This window comes from Candidatus Izimaplasma bacterium HR1 (assembly GCA_000755705.1).
GTDB lineage: Bacteria > Bacillota_I > Bacilli_A > Izemoplasmatales > Izemoplasmataceae > Xianfuyuplasma.
The window spans coordinates 930,999-947,265 of the sequence record CP009415.1 but is presented as its reverse complement, the minus strand read 5'-3'; the positions used below and the strand labels follow the sequence as shown (position 1 = coordinate 947,265).

Sequence of the window (16,267 nt, the reverse complement as noted above, 5' to 3'; positions counted from 1 at the left end):
TTATCACTTCCTAATTACTAGTATAACAAAAAAAGCACTGAATATTCAGTGCTTTTAATTTATTTAATTACTTGTTTCTAAGTTCAGCTTGTGCAGCAGCTACGATAGCTACTGGAATACGGAATGGAGAACAAGATACATAATCTAATCCAGTTCTATGGAAGAAATCGATTGAACTTGGTTCACCACCATGTTCACCACATACACCAATTACGATATTTGGATTAGAAGTTTTTGCGTTTTTAGTACACATTTCAACTAATTGCCCAACACCTTCTTGATCTACTGCAGCAAATGGATCGTTAGGGATGATTTTTTTAGTAGCATATTCTTTTAAGAATTTACCAGCGTCATCACGGCTAAATCCGAATGTCATTTGAGTAAGGTCATTAGTACCGTAAGAGATGAATTCTGCTTCTTCTCCAACTTGTCCACCAACTAATGCAGCACGTGGAGTTTCTACCATTGTACCTATTTTATAATCTAAATCAATACCAGCTTCAGCGATTAAGTTATCTGCAGTTTCTTTAATGAAAGCTTTAAGATATTTTAATTCTGCAACTGTAGCGATTAGTGGAATCATGATTTCAGGTTTAACAACTTTTCCTGATTTAGCAACAGCGATAGCAGCCATAATGATTGCTTTTGCTTGCATTACTGAAATCTCTGGATAAGTTACAGCTAAACGACAACCACGGTGTCCTAACATAGGATTAAATTCATGAAGTGTTTCTAATGTTCTTTCTAATACTTCAGGTTTAATTCCTAAATCTTTAGCAACTTCAGGCACTTCATCTAATTGAGGTAAGAATTCATGTAGTGGTGGATCTAATAAACGGATACACACTGTTTTACCTTCCATAGCAGTAAATAATTCTGTAAAGTCTTTTAACTGATGAGGTAAGATTTTAGCTAATGCTTCTTCTCTATCAGCAGTATTATCAGCAATAATCATTCTACGAACATCTAAGATTCTTTCTTCATCAAAGAACATATGTTCTGTACGACAAAGTCCAATTCCTTCTGCTCCAAATTTTAAAGCTTGTTCAGCATCTCTTTTGTTATCAGCATTAGCTTTAACACCTAGAGTTTTGATTTCACTTGCCCAGTTAAGAATTGTTTGGAATTCTTCACTGAATTCAGGATCTTTAGTTTCAATTGTACCAGCGTAAACATTACCAGTAGTTCCATCAATACTGAATGGAGTTAATTCTGGGTATTTAACACCGTTAATTGTCATATATCCTTCTTCTTCATTAATTGATAATTCTCCACATCCTGATACACAGCATTTACCCATACCACGAGCAACTACTGCAGCATGAGAAGTCATACCACCAAGTTGAGTAACGAAACCTTCACAAACGATCATACCTTCAATATCTTCAGGTGAAGTTTCTTTACGGAATAATAATAATTTTTCGCCAGTTTCATCTTTAATTTTAGCAGCTTTCTCACTTGAGAATACGATTTTACCAGTTGCAGCCCCAGGAGATGCAGCTAAACCAGTTGTTAGAATCTCAGCGTTAGCCATAGCTTCTTCATTAAATACTGGGTGTAATAATTGATCGATAGCATTAACATCAATTGAGTTAACAGCTTCTTTTTTAGTTAATAAACCTTCTTCATGCATATCTACAGCAATTTTGATTCCTGCAGCACCAGTACGTTTACCATTACGAGTTTGAAGTAAGAATAATACTCCTTCTTCAATTGTAAATTCAACGTCTTGCATATCATGATAATGAGCTTCTAAGTTATCTAAGATGTCAGTTAATTCTTTATAGATTTTAGGAGATACTTCAGCAAATTCTGCTAATTTTAATGGAGTACGGATACCAGCAACGATATCTTCACCTTGTGCATTAAATAAGAATTCTCCCCATGTTTCTTTTTCACCAGTTTTAGGGTTACGAGTAAATAATACTCCAGTACCACTGTTATCTCCAGTGTTACCAAATACCATTTCTTGAACATTTACAGCAGTTCCCCAATGATGAGCAATTCCATTATGATCTCTATAGATTACAGCACGTGGAGTATCCCATGATTCGAACACAGCATTAACAGCCATTTCTAATTGTACCATTGGATCTTGCGGGAATGGTTTTCCAGTAGCTTTTGCAACGATTGCTAAGTATTGTGTTGCAACACTTTTCCAATCAGCAGCAGTTAATTCTAAGTCACCTTTGTATCCATTTTCTTCTTTGATTGTTTCAAGTACATTGTCAAATAATTCATATTCAACACCTTGAACAACTTCACCAAACATTTGGATAAATCTTCTGTAGATATCCCAAACAAATTTTGGATTTCCAGTTTTTGCAATCATAGCTGCAACTGCTGAGTCAGTTAAACCTAAGTTAAGAATAGTATCCATCATACCAGGCATTGAAACTCTAGCACCTGAACGAACACTTAATAATAACGGATCAGTATCAGAACCGAATTTTTTTCCAGTTTCTTCTTCTAATCTTTTTGTATATTCGCGCATATCAGCAAGTAATTCATCTGAATTCTTACCTCCATTTGCATAATAATCTGTACACATCTCTGTTGTAATAGTGTATCCTGCAGGAACAGGAACACCCATTGTTTTCATTTCAGATAAGTTAGCACCTTTACCACCAAGTAAGTTCTTTTGTTCTTTGGTACCCTCACCAAACATATAAATTCTTTTCACTTTGACTATCCTTTCTATATCTCATTTATTTTCTAAAAAAGTTCGGTTATATTATATCAAAGTAAATATATTTATTCAACTAAAAGGACAATAAAAAGACACTAGGAAACCGTTTTTATTATGAAAACGCTTTACATACCAGAACTTATCACTAATGTAGGAATTGACTCAAAAAAAAAACATAAAATTTATGCTTTTATTTTTCTTACTTTGAAGTATAGTTGATCGCTTTGTTAGTCATTTCTTCCTTTTCATTAGAGCTAAATAGTTTATCGGCAAATAATGCACCGAGAATAAAGACTATGAGCATACTAGTATTAATGATAGTTGTTAATTTCCATCCTACTTGAGAAATTTGAAAGAGAATGATCGGTATTTTAAGTGTAGACCATGTCATAATGAAAAATATAACGTTTGAATACTTAGCACCTTTTTTCAACATAATTAATGCAACCGGGAATGCCGCCATTGTTGGTCCTGCTGAGAATGCACCTAAGAAGAATGCTAAGAACATTCCTTTTGGTCCAGAATTTTCTCCCATAAGCTCAATAACTTTTTCTCTAGATACCCAGACATCGAATAATCCGATGAGTATAAAGATAGGTGGGACGATCAATAACATACTCTTTGTTTGACTAACCGTATTTGATAATGCCTTGATTGTTATGCTCATATCGAAAATAGCAAATATAATTAATAGAATAACTGAAATGACTAAGAACTTATTTTTCATAATAATTTTCATCATATTAATACACCACCAATACTATAAGAATAATTAATAATGCACCAATAAAACTCACTACATTTCTATAAATAGCGGCTTTTTTACTAAATAACTTACTTTCAGCAGCATAATATACTACCCCAACACTCATTAATGTTGCTAAGAAAGCAGCTACTTGAGCTACTCCTGCTCCACTTGCAATCAGTTCAGCTCCTAGCGGATATGACAGAAAAGCTGGCATAAAAGTAATACTACCTACTACAAGAGCAAATATCATTCCCATAAATCCACTTTCTTCTCCGAGCATCTTCGAAATAAAATCAGGTGTTACAATTGCTAATAGAATTCCTATAAATAAAAACAAAGGTAATAAAACAGGCATTAATTTCATAAATGCCTTTCCACCTTTTTTTAATCCTCTTAATGTTTTTTGCCTATCAGCAATTAATGATGCGATTAATAAAATTGCTGTTAAGACATAAATTATTACTTGATCAAGACTCACACAAATCACTCCTCTTAGGTATTTTATAATATTGAAAGTATTAAGTCAAAATAAAAGCAGGCGGTTGCCTACTTTTGTATTTTTAATATACTACCATCACTATTGGGATTATCTTTTAGATATTCAATGATTGCATTATAGTTTTCATCTTTACCTGGTTTACACATCGAAAGTTTTTCTACTTCACCTTCCATGATTCCTTCGGCAAATCCACTACAACCTGGATAACCACAAGCCCCACAATTATACCCTGGTAGTCTTTTCTCTACTTCTTGAAGACGGATATCCACTTCTACTTTGAAGACATCAGCCGCATAAGCAAGTCCAAGTCCTAGTAAAAGTCCCATCACTGCTAAAGTAATCGTCGCTGCCATTTCTATTCGCCTCCGTGATGTCCACATGCGAAGTTATTACAACTTGTACATGCAGCAGTATCGATATCATCTAAACATTCTTCTGGAACTGGCGTTCTTTTATTTAAAGCATATGATAATACATATACTAAAACTAAACCACCAATCATAATGAACGGTATTAGTTCTTTCATTAAATAACACCTACCAATCCAGCAAACGCTAAACTCATAATTCCAGCAACAACTAAACTAATTGGAACTCCGGCCCATGCTTTTGGAATATTTGATGAATCTAATCTTTCTCTAACACTAGAGAAAGCAAATAAAATTAAACCAAATCCTAATCCTGTACCTACAGCATTAGATACTGAAAGAAGCAATCCATTGAAGTAAGGCATTGTTTCAGTCCAAACACCGGTAATATTTCCTTCTGCAACTCCTAAGATAGCACAGTTTGTGGTGATAAGTGGTAAATAAATACCTAAAGCTTTATATAGTGATTTACTATATTTCTTCATTATCATTTCAACAAATTGAACTAAACTTGCAATTACTAAAATAAAAGCAATTGTTGAGATATATGGGATATCAAATGGGAATAATACAAGATCATAAATTGTATATGTTACTGCAGTAGCAATTACCATAACAAATAATACTGCTGCACTCATACCTACTGCACTACTTGATTTCTTACTTACTCCTAAGAAAGGGCAAATACCTAAGAAACGCATTAAAATAACATTGTTAATTAACATCGAGCTAATAATAGCTGCTACAAATACTGTCCAACTCATGCACTTTCACCTACTTTCTTAAGTGCTGCTGCTTTTTTCTTTTCTAAAGCAATACGTCTTTTCTCAGCAATTAATGCTTTACGTTCTGCTTCTAACTTTTCAGCTTTTTTAACTTGTTTAGATTGAATAAAAGATAAGATTAATCCAAGGGCTATAAATGCACCCGCTGGTAAAGCAAACATTGGAATTGCAACATCTTCAATAGATCCATTTACCAAAATTGAAATATTTGGAATTAGATTTATAAGATATACAACACCATCAATCAGCCAATCAAATGTAAATAAGTATATTGGTTTATCAACGAAAAATGGTAGGTAGTTACCATACATAATACTACCGGTACTTAATAATTCTCTTACAAAACCAATAACAACTAAGGCAAACGTAAATCCTAGACCCATTCCTAAACCATCAATTGCACTATCAACAACTTTGTTTTTAGAAGCAAATGATTCTGCTCGCCCTAAAATTAAACAGTTAACCACAATTAAAGGTATAAATACACCTAGAGCTTCATATAAAGCATAAGCTTTCCATTCAGTTAACATTCCTACAATTGTTACAAAAGTCGCAATAACAACGATATAAGAAGGTGTACGTACATCATTTGGAATTAAGTTTCTTAGTAAACTAACAACAATATTGCTCATTGTTAATACAAATACAACTAAAATCCCCATACCTAACGCTGTTTCAAATGTTGAAGTAGTCGCTAAGGCAGGACACATTCCTAATAAGAAGACGAATATCGGATTTTCTTTGAAGAATCCTTTTAAGAAGTTTTCTTTTTTACTCATTATTCGTCACCTCGATTCAACAGATAATACTCAACACTAGCATCAACAACTTTTTTAACACTACCATAAGTAAATGTTGCACTAGTTACATCGTCATAATCAACATCATTTGCATTTTGATTAGTTAGACCTGCTAGATTATCATCTTTTACTGCTTTAACATATGTTGGAGTATTTGTTGAACTTGAAATAATAACGTTTTTAATAACTCCGTTAGTATCAATCCCAACTAAGATAACGATATCTCCATATGCGTTTGTATCAGTCATTTTATAGATATACCCAATAACATCACTATTTGCATCTACTAATTCAACTTCTTCTAACCCTGATTCTAAAATCTCTTTAGTAAATGTAATAACAAAATCATCGTCTAAATTAAATAGTTCTTTATAATATCCTTGTTCTCTAATTTCTCTATTTTCTAAGATTCCATCTTTTGATAATTCATTTGTTCCCCAAATTAAGAATCCACTTATTGCCCCTATAACTAATAACACGAGTGCTGTTTTAAATTTAGAACCCATAATGAACTCCTAACACTGTGACTAAGATAGTTGCTACTATTACACCAGCAAATATTAAGTTACCTTTATTTGTAAATCTAGATTTACTCCATTTAAAGTAATCGAATGTAGGGACAAACATATTCATAATTAAAATCGAGAATACTACACCTTCTGGTAAAGCACCAAAAAGTCTAATAAAGAATGTTATAACACCGAGACCAAATCCAAAGTAGATCCGTCCTGGTTTAGTTATTGGTGAAGTGATTGGATCTGTTGCCATGAAAATAGCTCCAAATAATAATCCACCACTTAATACGTGATATACCGGATACCATAAACCTAAACCTTGTTGTATAGCAACAACTCCTGCAAGCAAGAAAACTGTTCCAACATAAGCAAGTGGTATTCTAACTTCAAAACTAGTTCTAAGAGCTAAATAGATTCCCCCTAGAATTAGTAATATTGCACTAACTTCTCCAAGACTACCCGGTATTCCCATACCGGTAAATAAGTTCATTAAACTGAAATTATCAAGGACTGCAGGATTAAATGCATTAGTAATCATCTGTCCTGCATCGGATGTATATGCAAAGTTTGTATATTGTAATGCAGTTGCTCCACTCATTCCATCAACAGTACCTGCTAAGGCAAAGTCTGCTGTATGAGAACCATAAGCAATGGCAAAGTTTACTACTACTATTACTCTAGCTACTGCAGCTGGATTAAAGACATTTTGACCTAACCCACCAAAGATTAACTTAGCTAAGAATATTCCAAGTATTCCTGATACAGCAACAACCCATATCGGTGTTTGATCAGGCAAGGTTAATCCGTAGATCAGTCCACTTGTTAGAGCACTAAAATTATAAAGAGTAAAACTTTTGTTTTTAAATTTAAATGTTTCTCCTTTGATTTTATCAACAATTTGATAATAGAAATACTCAGCTAATACCATTGAGATTATAGCTGTTGATAATATTTTTACAGCGTCCATTCCGAATGAATAAATTGCAAAGATAGTAATTGGCAATAATGCTATAACCACATCACGCATCATTCTAGAAACACTAGCTTGTGGTCTTCTTAAATAAGGAGATGTTTTTCTAATTATTTTTGGTTGATGTTCTATCATGATATCACCCTATTAACTTTTTAGCTTTACGAACATATTCAGTAACATGGATTTTACTTGTACAAACATAAGCACATAATCCACACTCAATACATTTATAAGCCTCAAGACCTTTCATCGCTTCTTTATCATTACGTTTTACTGCATTCATTATTTGAACTGGTTCTAAATGAGTTGGACAACTATAAACACAACTACCACAACGAACACAAGGTTCTTCCTGATAATCAATATTTTGTAGAATAATTACTGATGTTGTAGTTTTAGAAACGATTACATCATCACTAACACTACTTACACCCATCATTGGTCCACCCATTACTACTAATACTTCATCATATTCTTCTTTATAACCATCGCTTAAAGCAATTAATTGTTTTACACTTGTACCTACTTTAACACGGTAGTTTTGCGGAAATTTGATCGCATCACCTGTTAAAGTAAAGTATCGCTTAGTTACTGGCAAGTTATGTTTTATTGCATCAAAAACACCTGCTGCTGTTGATACATTAAAACCGATAACGCCATACTTCATTGGAAGTTCTCCATGAGGAATGGTAATTCCTAAAGCATTTTTAAATACTTCTACTTCCCAACCTTGTGGATAATAGTTACCTAAACGCATAACTTTAATATCTAAGTCTGGGAAACGGTGATTTATTACTTGTGTTAAAACTTGGTATAAAGAATCTTTGTTTTCTTTTATTGCGATAACACCTTTTTTAGTGTTTAAAGCTTGCATGATATATTTCATACCAGCAACAACACGGTCTGGATGTTCTAAGATTAATCTATAATCACTACTAAGATAAGGTTCACATTCTACTGCATTAATTACCACAGTATTAATCTTTTCTTTTGTAGCTAACTTTATGTAAGTTGGGAACCCACTTCCACCTAAACCTACAAGTGATCTATCTTTAATAATTTCAACCATTTCTTCTTGTGATAGTGTATCAATAACGCTATCAGGTCTATCTACCACACTATGATGTGGTGTTTCTCTAAAGTCATTTCTAATTTCAACACAATCAACCTTGCGGCCTGTACGGTGTAATTTTCTACCAACTACTCCAACTGTCCCACTGACAGTAGCATGGATTGGTTGTTCAAAAAATCCACCATGGCGAATCCCAATAATTTCACCAAGGGTTACTTTGTCACCCTCTTTGACATAAAGATCATACGTTTTACATCTACCATTTTGGAGGTGGATGTAAACAGCTTCTGGTTCAACATATCTAAGTGTTGGTAAAGCTTTTGTAAGTTCTTTATAGTCCCGTACCTTTCTTGATTTCTTGATCATTTTCTCTTCACGTCCTAATGTGTATTTTTAAACTCTGTCGATGATTTTTAAAACTGCTTCTTTAATTTCCTTATTTTTACTTAATGAATCTTCTAATGTTTTTCCTACAACACCAATATAAATTTTAAGTTTAGGCTCAGTTCCACTTGGTCTAAGTACAAACCAACTTCCATCTTCAAGAACAAACTTAAGTACATTTGAAATTGGTAAATCGATTTCATTTGTATGTTTCTCAAAATATCTAGTTCTTGTCAAATAATCTTCTGTTTTAAAAACTCTTAAATCTAAAATTCTTGTTGGTTTATTTGCACGGAAGTACTCAATAATCTCTTTGATACGTTCTTCTCCTTCAGCACCTTCTAAGACTATATTTACTAAATCTTCTTTATAAAAACCATGCTTTTCATATAAATCAATTAAGTAATCGTATAGTGTTAAACCTCTACGCTTACTTAAGTTAGCTACTTCACTAATTAATAGTAATGCTTGAATACTATCTTTATCACGAACAAAGTCTTTAATTACATAACCATAACTTTCTTCATAACCAAACATAAATTCATATTCTGTATCTTCTATCTGTTTTGCTTTTTCACCAATGAATTTAAATCCAGTTAAAGTACTTTCAACTTCCATACCATAACTTTTAGCAATTGCTGCTCCTAAACCACTAGTAACTACCGTATCAAAGACTTTTCCTTTAGTAGGTAAAGTTCCTTGATTCTTTCTTGTTCTTAAAATGTAATCTACAAGAATTGCACCTGTTTGATTACCTGTAAGTAAAATATATTCACCATTATGTCTTACAGCTACACCTAAACGATCAGCGTCAGGGTCTGTAGCAATTAAGATATCTGCTTTATGTTTTTTACCGTATTCAATTGCCATAGCAAAAGCTTCTTTACTTTCAGGGTTAGGACTTTTTACAGTACTAAAGTCAGGATCAGGTTCCAGTTGTTCGATAACAGGAATAACATCATAACCGTTTCTTTCTAAAGCAATTAAACCAATCTTAGCACTTGTCCCATGTAAAGGTGTAAAGACAACTTTAAGGTTTTTGTCTAAATCTTGATTCAATTGAACAGTATCAACTGCTTCTAAATATTCTCTATCGATTTCTTCACCAATAATTTCAATTAGGCCTTTAGATAGTGCTTCTTCATAATCCATGTAATCAATGTTAAATACATTTTCAATCTCATTAACATTTTCAATTACTTTGTCAGCCATTCTTGGAACATATTGACAACCATCTTCATCGTAAATTTTATATCCGTTATATGCAGCAGGATTATGCGATGCTGTAACTACGATTCCACCAATAGCTCCTAATCGTCTAACGGCAAAGCTTAATTCCGGAGTTGGTCTTAGACTTTCGAATATGTATGACTTAATGCCAAGACTTGCTAAAACACAAGCACTTTCCTTTGAGAATTCGACACTTTTATGACGGTTATCATGTGCTATAACTACACCACGTTCTAATTCGCCTTTATATTTCTTAACTAAATACATACCAAAGCCATAGTTTGCTTTTCTAATTGTGTATTTATTCATACGATTAGTTCCAGCACCGATGATACCTCTCATACCGGCAGTAGCAAATTCTACTGATTTGTAAAATGCATCCTTTTTAGTTTCCTCATCCATTGCATTAAGTTCTAAACGTAGTTCTTCATCCAATTTCTTATAACGATTCCACTTCTCAAATTCTTCTCTAAACATACCCATTCTCCTCTCTAAAAACATCTAAGATATTATAACAAAAAAAGACATATTTTACAATGTAAAATAGCCTTTTCTATTTAATGTTCGAAAATATCAATCTTATTTATATAACTTATAGTTATAAAAGCCAATTATCTATTTCTTTACAACAAAATCTGAACCCGGAGTCCAACCACAAGGAACTAATTTTCCTTCCATTTCATTTTGGAAAACTTCTAATGTTCTTAAAACTTCATCAACGTTTCTTCCACCTTCACCGTGGTTTACGTGAGCAGCTTTTAAAGTACCATCAGGAGCGATAATAAAAGTACCTCTCCAAGCTAATCCTTTTTCTTCATCAAGTATACCATATGCTTCAGAAACAACGTGATTACCATCTGAAGCATGAACATGGTTTAATCTACCTAAATCAGCTCTATCTTGCCATGCTAAATGACTAAATACACTGTCTGTAGAAGCTGCAATTAATACTGCATTTTTCTCTTCGAATTTTGTGTTTAACTCATTAAATTTTTTAATTTCTGTAGGACAAACAAAAGTAAAATCTAATGGATAGAAGTATAATACAACCCATTTTCCTGCTTCTAAATGTTCATCTAATGTTACTTTACCAAATCGATCTACAAATTCACCTTCAGGTAATACTGCATCCATTTCAAATTTAGGTGCTGGCTTTCCAACTTTTGCACCTGTTACATAAAAATCGTTATCATAATTCATTTTCTATTTCCTCCTCAATAATATAATTATTATCCAACTCGATTTTACTAAATATTTAGTATTATTACAAATAATATGATTTGCAAATATTACATGTTGAAATAAAATATTATGGTCAAGTATTATCTTTTGTTATTTGAGGATATACTTAAAAGGTTTACATCAATAAAATGCAATAAAAAAAACCTACAAGTCAATTAATGACAAATAGGCTTTTGATAACGTTAATAGTTACCCTTGAAATACTGAATCATCAAATGCTAGTATAGCCCAAAAAATTGGACTTAAGAAAATTAACCCTAAGGCGAATCCTCCACCTTTACCGAAATTCTCAGCTATCTTAAATAATAAGACAAATGCGAAGATAACATTAACAACTGGGATAAAGAATAATAATAATGCCCAACCACTAAATCCTCCCATTTTTACTTCAACATAAACGTTATAAATTGGAATAATTGCTCCTACACCTGGATATCCTGCTTTCTCGTATACTTTCCACATACAAACTATCATAAAAATACCAAATGCTAATGAAAATAAATAAAAACCTACCCCTATACCTTGCAATAAATCAAAATCTGAAAAACCCATAGTAACCTCCTTATTTTTTTAACTCTTTTAAGAGTCCCTATTACTATTATATCATATTCAATAGTTATAAAAAATAATTTAAAATAATCAATATTTATGGCTTTATTAAAGCATTAACTTATAATTTAAAAAACAACTTAAATTATTAAGTTGTTTTATTTTGTTAGCTTATATCGATTTTACTACTTCTTTTATCCAAAGAGCTAATTTTTTAGAAGCTTCACCAGCTATCTTTACTACATTCTCATGAGAATGTTTTACTTTTTGAATTCCTGTTGCCATATTAGTAATTGTTGCAAAAGCTAAAGTTTTAATTCCTAGATAATTACTCACAATTGTTTCTGGTACTGTACTCATACCAACAGCATCACTACCCATTGTTTTAATCATTCTTATTTCGGCTTTTGTCTCATAATAAGGACCCATAAAGCCAGTATATACTCCCTCAACGTATTCGATATTTAACATTTTTGCTTTCTCTTTAGCCAGTTTTCTTAATGACAGATCATAAGGTTCAGTCATATCAGGAAATCTTGGTCCAAACTTTTCATTGTTTTCTCCAATCAAAGGGTTTGATGGCATAAGATTAATAAAATCATTAACAACCATAATACTTCCTGGGGACAGTTTCTCAGTGTTGATTCCTCCACAAGAGTTCGTCAGAATCAAGTTTTCAATACCTAATAGTTTAAATACATAGATTGGAAATGTAATATCCTTCATTGAGTATCCCTCATAGTAATGAAATCTTCCACTCATTAAAAGAACATCATTACCATTAAGTTTACCTGATATTAATTTTGATGTATGACCTTTAACAGTGCTTGTTTTAAAGTTTGGAATATCTGCATAATTTAATTCAACTTTGTCAGTAAGTTCGTCCATGATACTTGTCAAACCACTACCCAACACTATCGCTGTCTTTGGTTCTGTTGTTATGTTTTGTAAAATATAGTACTTAGCTTCGATTGCTAAATCATACATTGAATCACCTCTTAATATTAGTATAACAAAAAAAGGCATTAAATGCCTTTTTACTTGTTACTTTTGAAATCTTTTTGCTAATTCATCAATGAAGTGTGAAATACGTTTATAGACTAAGAATGTCACACTATAGACAATAACACTTAATAGTAAGTTAAACGGAATAGCTGCATATAAGATATACTTACTCATAAAGTTTTCTGCTGTAATTCCTGGGATCATACTAGCCATTCCAACAAGTGGTTCGATTGCGCCGTTGAAGAAAAATTCAACGTAGAAATCAATAACAAAGAAATAGTTTGCTGCTACTGCTACTACAACCCATACAATTGTACCAACACCCATACCTAGTAATGCCCCTTTTAAAGTACGATTACGCTTATAGATGTACGCTGAAGTTAAAACAGTAGATAGACCAATAAGTAAATCAACTAGTTCTCCAACATATGCTGTTGTTGAGAAAGGTAATTTAATTAATGTTCTAATAACTACAATTGCACCACCGGCAATAGGACCAAGTGCATATCCACCTATAATTGCAGGTAGATTTGAAAACTGGATTTCTAGAAATCCGGGGAAGAATGGTAAAGGGAACTTTGGAAAGAAATAGAATAGAACTGCTAGTGCAGTTAGGTTCGCAATCACCGTAATTTGTAAAACTTTGCTTCTTTTCATCTTTTTTTCACTCCTTTAAAATAAAAAAATTCTAACGAAAAATCGTTAGGACTCATTTCAAAAGATATAATATACCCAAAAAAGGTATATATTTTTATCTTCTTCCATCTAGACTGTACTATCGGTATTGGAGTTACACCAATTCATGCACTTTCGTGCTCGCGGACTTTACCGCCGGTCGGGAATTTCACCCTGCCCTGAAGATTGTTCAAGTGTATTATATTCTAGTTTTTAAAAGTTGTCAAATAAAATTATAATGGTTTATAAATACTATATCAATCTAGAATATGAGACTAATATTTAGTTAATAAAAAACGGCTTAATTAAGCCGTTTTATTTAATTGGTTTTATATTCCAAATTTCTGTAGCATATTGTTTAATTGTGCGATCGCTTGAGAAGTAACCTGATTTTGCGATGTTAATGATAGTTGCTTTAAACCATGCTTCCTCGTCTTTATAAAGGTCATTAGCTCTAGCATGTGCTAAACGATAACCTTCAAAATCTTCTAATACCAAGTAATTATCAGAGAATAGTAATCTATCACTTATTTCTCTAAATTCTTCTTTTGCAACATCTTCGAAGAATCCATTAGTTAATTGATCAATTACTAAATGTAGATCAACATGATTATCATAAATAGCTTTTGGATTATATGTTTTGTCGATATTAACTTGGTTAACTTCATCAGCATTTAAACCAAATAATAAGATATTCTCTTCACCAACAAGTTCAGCAATTTCAACATTTGCTCCATCCAAAGTACCTATAGTTAGAGCACCATTCATCATAAACTTCATATTTCCTGTCCCACTTGCTTCTTTTGAAGCAGTTGAAATTTGTTCACTTAAATCACAAGCTGGCATAATTGCTTCTGCATATGTTACATTGTAATTCTCAACGAATACAACTTTTAGTAAGTCGCTTGTTTCAGGATCATTATTCACTTTTTCAGCAATGGTATTAATTAGTTTAATAACTTTTTTAGCGAAATGATATCCACTTGCGGCTTTTGCTCCAAAGATGAAACTGTGTGGATAATAGTTTTCTTTAAAGTTACTATCACTTTTTAGTTTGTTATAAACATACATAATATGTAAAGCGTTCATAAGTTGACGTTTGTATTCATGAAGTCTTTTAACTTGGATATCGAAAATACTATTAGGATCTAATTTGATTCCTTGTTCCTTTTCAATTCGCTCAGCTAAAGCGACTTTCTTAGTTTTTTTCATTTTCTTAACTAGTGTACGATACTTTTTAGTTGTTGCTTTTTTCAATAATTTCTCTAACTCATTAGGATCATTAACCCAGTTGTCAGAAACCATATCCATAATGCTGCTTAATTCTGGGTTTGAATGTAACAACCATCTACGGTGTGTAATACCATTAGTTTTATTATTAAATTTATTTGGATATAGATTACTAAAATCTTTCATTTCAATATTTTTTAGGATATTAGTATGTAAAGCAGCTACACCGTTAACACTGAAAGAACCAACGATAGCTAAATGAGCCATATGTACTCTTCCATTTGAGATGATAGCTAATTTAGTAACTTTTTCTTGATCATAACCTTTGTCTAATAATTCTTTACAGAATCTACGGTTAATCTCTTCAACTATTTGATAAATTCGTGGTAAGACAGGTTGGAAGATGTCTACACTCCATTTTTCTAAAGCTTCTGCTAAGATTGTATGGTTTGTATAGGCACAAGTTCTTGTTGTTATATCCCAAGCTTCATCCCATTCTAAACCGTGATCATCAACTAATAGTCTCATTAATTCAGCTACAACGATAGATGGATGAGTATCATTGATTTGAATTACTACTTTTTCAGGTAATAATGCAAAATCTTCATATTTTTCTAAGTGACGCTCGATAATACTTTTAACACCAGCAGCACTGAAGAAGTATTGTTGTTTTAAACGTAATACTTTTCCTTCTCTTGTTGTATCATCTGGATATAAAAATCCACTAATTTTTCTAATTTCAGAATCATAGGCAAATGCATCTTTATCACTTGGACGTTTTTCAGTTGGTTCTGCGTTCCATAAGCGTAAGTGAGTAATAACACCATTATCATTACCTACAATAGGGACATCATAAGGTACAGCATTAATTAATTCATCTGGATAATAAACAGCATTTCCTTCTTCAAAAATTACTTTTCCACCAAATGGAACAGTAATGCTTTCTTCATCTTTTCTTACTTCCCAAACATAACCATCTTTTAACCAATCATCTGGTTTCTCGATTTGATATCCGCCTTGGATTTTTTGTTCAAATAAACCATAACGATATCTAATTCCATTACCGTATCCTGGATATCCAAGAGATGCAATTGAATCTAAGAAACAAGCAGCTAGTCTTCCTAGTCCACCATTCCCAAGTCCGGCATCACTTTCGAAATGTTCAATCTCGTTTAAGTCTAAACCCTCTATTTCTAACCCTTTTTCAATAACATTGCGTAATCCTAGGTTCATAATGTTATTAGTTATTAATCTTCCCATTAAAAATTCCATAGAGAAATAATAAACTTCTTTTAAGTTATTGTTACTTAGGACATTTTTAGTATCCATCCAATTATCAGCGATAACTTCACTAACCATTTCTCCTAAGACATTATATTTTTGTCTTGTACTTGCATTTGCAAGCTCTACAATATATCTTTTTTCTAAACGTTCTTTAAATTCGCTTAAGAAAGTATATTCATCTTTAAAATAAGTGTTCATTACAAATCACTCCTATTCATTA

General features: G+C 32.3%; 16 protein-coding genes and 1 riboswitch. All 16 genes read right to left on the bottom strand.

Going from position 1 to position 16,267, the window contains the following annotated elements:
* Positions 1 to 67: 67 nt before the first annotated feature.
* The gene (gene ppdK, locus KQ51_RS04665) at positions 68 to 2,692 is read right to left on the bottom strand and encodes a pyruvate, phosphate dikinase (RefSeq protein ID WP_071162086.1); all 2,625 of its coding nucleotides are present in this window, start codon (positions 2,690 to 2,692) and stop codon (positions 68 to 70) included.
* Positions 2,693 to 2,888: 196 nt separating this feature from the next.
* Complete coding sequence (locus KQ51_RS04660) at positions 2,889 to 3,431, bottom strand: permease (protein WP_038469508.1); 543 nt, start codon at positions 3,429 to 3,431, stop codon at positions 2,889 to 2,891.
* A 1-nt stretch (position 3,432) separates the two neighbouring features.
* Positions 3,433 to 3,915 (bottom strand): hypothetical protein, encoded by a 483-nt coding sequence (locus tag KQ51_RS04655; protein ID WP_038469505.1) that lies wholly within the window; start codon positions 3,913 to 3,915, stop codon positions 3,433 to 3,435.
* A gap of 68 nt (positions 3,916 to 3,983) precedes the next feature.
* Entirely contained in the window at positions 3,984 to 4,289 is a 306-nt protein-coding gene (locus KQ51_RS04650; protein ID WP_038469502.1) for an RnfABCDGE type electron transport complex subunit B, read from the bottom strand.
* A gap of 2 nt (positions 4,290 to 4,291) precedes the next feature.
* Positions 4,292 to 4,462, bottom strand: a complete 171-nt coding sequence (locus tag KQ51_RS09740; protein ID WP_158497945.1) for a hypothetical protein — start codon at positions 4,460 to 4,462, stop codon at positions 4,292 to 4,294.
* On the bottom strand, positions 4,462 to 5,067 hold the full coding sequence (locus KQ51_RS04645; protein WP_038469499.1) for an electron transport complex protein RnfA: 606 nt from the start codon (positions 5,065 to 5,067) through the stop codon (positions 4,462 to 4,464). Before KQ51_RS04645 ends, KQ51_RS09740 begins: the two co-directional genes overlap by 1 nt.
* Positions 5,064 to 5,867 carry an electron transport complex subunit RsxE gene (rsxE, locus tag KQ51_RS04640; RefSeq protein ID WP_071162085.1) on the bottom strand — a complete coding sequence of 268 codons (804 nt, stop codon included), beginning with the start codon at positions 5,865 to 5,867 and terminating at the stop codon, positions 5,064 to 5,066. The genes KQ51_RS04645 and rsxE overlap by 4 nt, the downstream gene beginning before the upstream one ends.
* On the bottom strand, positions 5,867 to 6,394 hold the full coding sequence (locus KQ51_RS04635; RefSeq protein ID WP_038469496.1) for an FMN-binding protein: 528 nt from the start codon (positions 6,392 to 6,394) through the stop codon (positions 5,867 to 5,869). Before KQ51_RS04635 ends, rsxE begins: the two co-directional genes overlap by 1 nt.
* Entirely contained in the window at positions 6,384 to 7,508 is a 1,125-nt protein-coding gene (locus KQ51_RS04630; protein WP_052609201.1) for an RnfABCDGE type electron transport complex subunit D, read from the bottom strand. The genes KQ51_RS04635 and KQ51_RS04630 overlap by 11 nt, the downstream gene beginning before the upstream one ends.
* Before the next feature lie 4 nt (positions 7,509 to 7,512).
* Entirely contained in the window at positions 7,513 to 8,814 is a 1,302-nt protein-coding gene (locus tag KQ51_RS04625) for an RnfABCDGE type electron transport complex subunit C (protein ID WP_052609199.1), read from the bottom strand.
* A 27-nt stretch (positions 8,815 to 8,841) separates the two neighbouring features.
* Complete coding sequence (locus tag KQ51_RS04620; RefSeq protein WP_038469493.1) at positions 8,842 to 10,539, bottom strand: phospho-sugar mutase; 1,698 nt, start codon at positions 10,537 to 10,539, stop codon at positions 8,842 to 8,844.
* Positions 10,540 to 10,677: 138 nt separating this feature from the next.
* Positions 10,678 to 11,262, bottom strand: a complete 585-nt coding sequence (locus KQ51_RS04615) for a peroxiredoxin (RefSeq protein WP_038469491.1) — start codon at positions 11,260 to 11,262, stop codon at positions 10,678 to 10,680.
* 231 nt (positions 11,263 to 11,493) lie between these two features.
* Positions 11,494 to 11,856: a DUF5684 domain-containing protein gene (locus KQ51_RS04610; RefSeq protein WP_052609197.1), complete on the bottom strand. Its 363-nt coding sequence runs from the start codon at positions 11,854 to 11,856 to the stop codon at positions 11,494 to 11,496.
* A gap of 168 nt (positions 11,857 to 12,024) precedes the next feature.
* Positions 12,025 to 12,840, bottom strand: a complete 816-nt coding sequence (locus tag KQ51_RS04605; RefSeq protein ID WP_038469489.1) for a purine-nucleoside phosphorylase — start codon at positions 12,838 to 12,840, stop codon at positions 12,025 to 12,027.
* Between the two features lie 57 nt (positions 12,841 to 12,897).
* On the bottom strand, positions 12,898 to 13,515 hold the full coding sequence (locus tag KQ51_RS04600; protein WP_038469486.1) for an ECF transporter S component: 618 nt from the start codon (positions 13,513 to 13,515) through the stop codon (positions 12,898 to 12,900).
* A 92-nt stretch (positions 13,516 to 13,607) separates the two neighbouring features.
* A riboswitch (FMN riboswitch) is annotated at positions 13,608 to 13,724 on the bottom strand.
* 124 nt (positions 13,725 to 13,848) lie between these two features.
* Positions 13,849 to 16,245, bottom strand: a complete 2,397-nt coding sequence (locus KQ51_RS04595; protein ID WP_038469483.1) for a glycogen/starch/alpha-glucan phosphorylase — start codon at positions 16,243 to 16,245, stop codon at positions 13,849 to 13,851.
* Between the last annotated feature and the right edge of the window lie 22 nt (positions 16,246 to 16,267).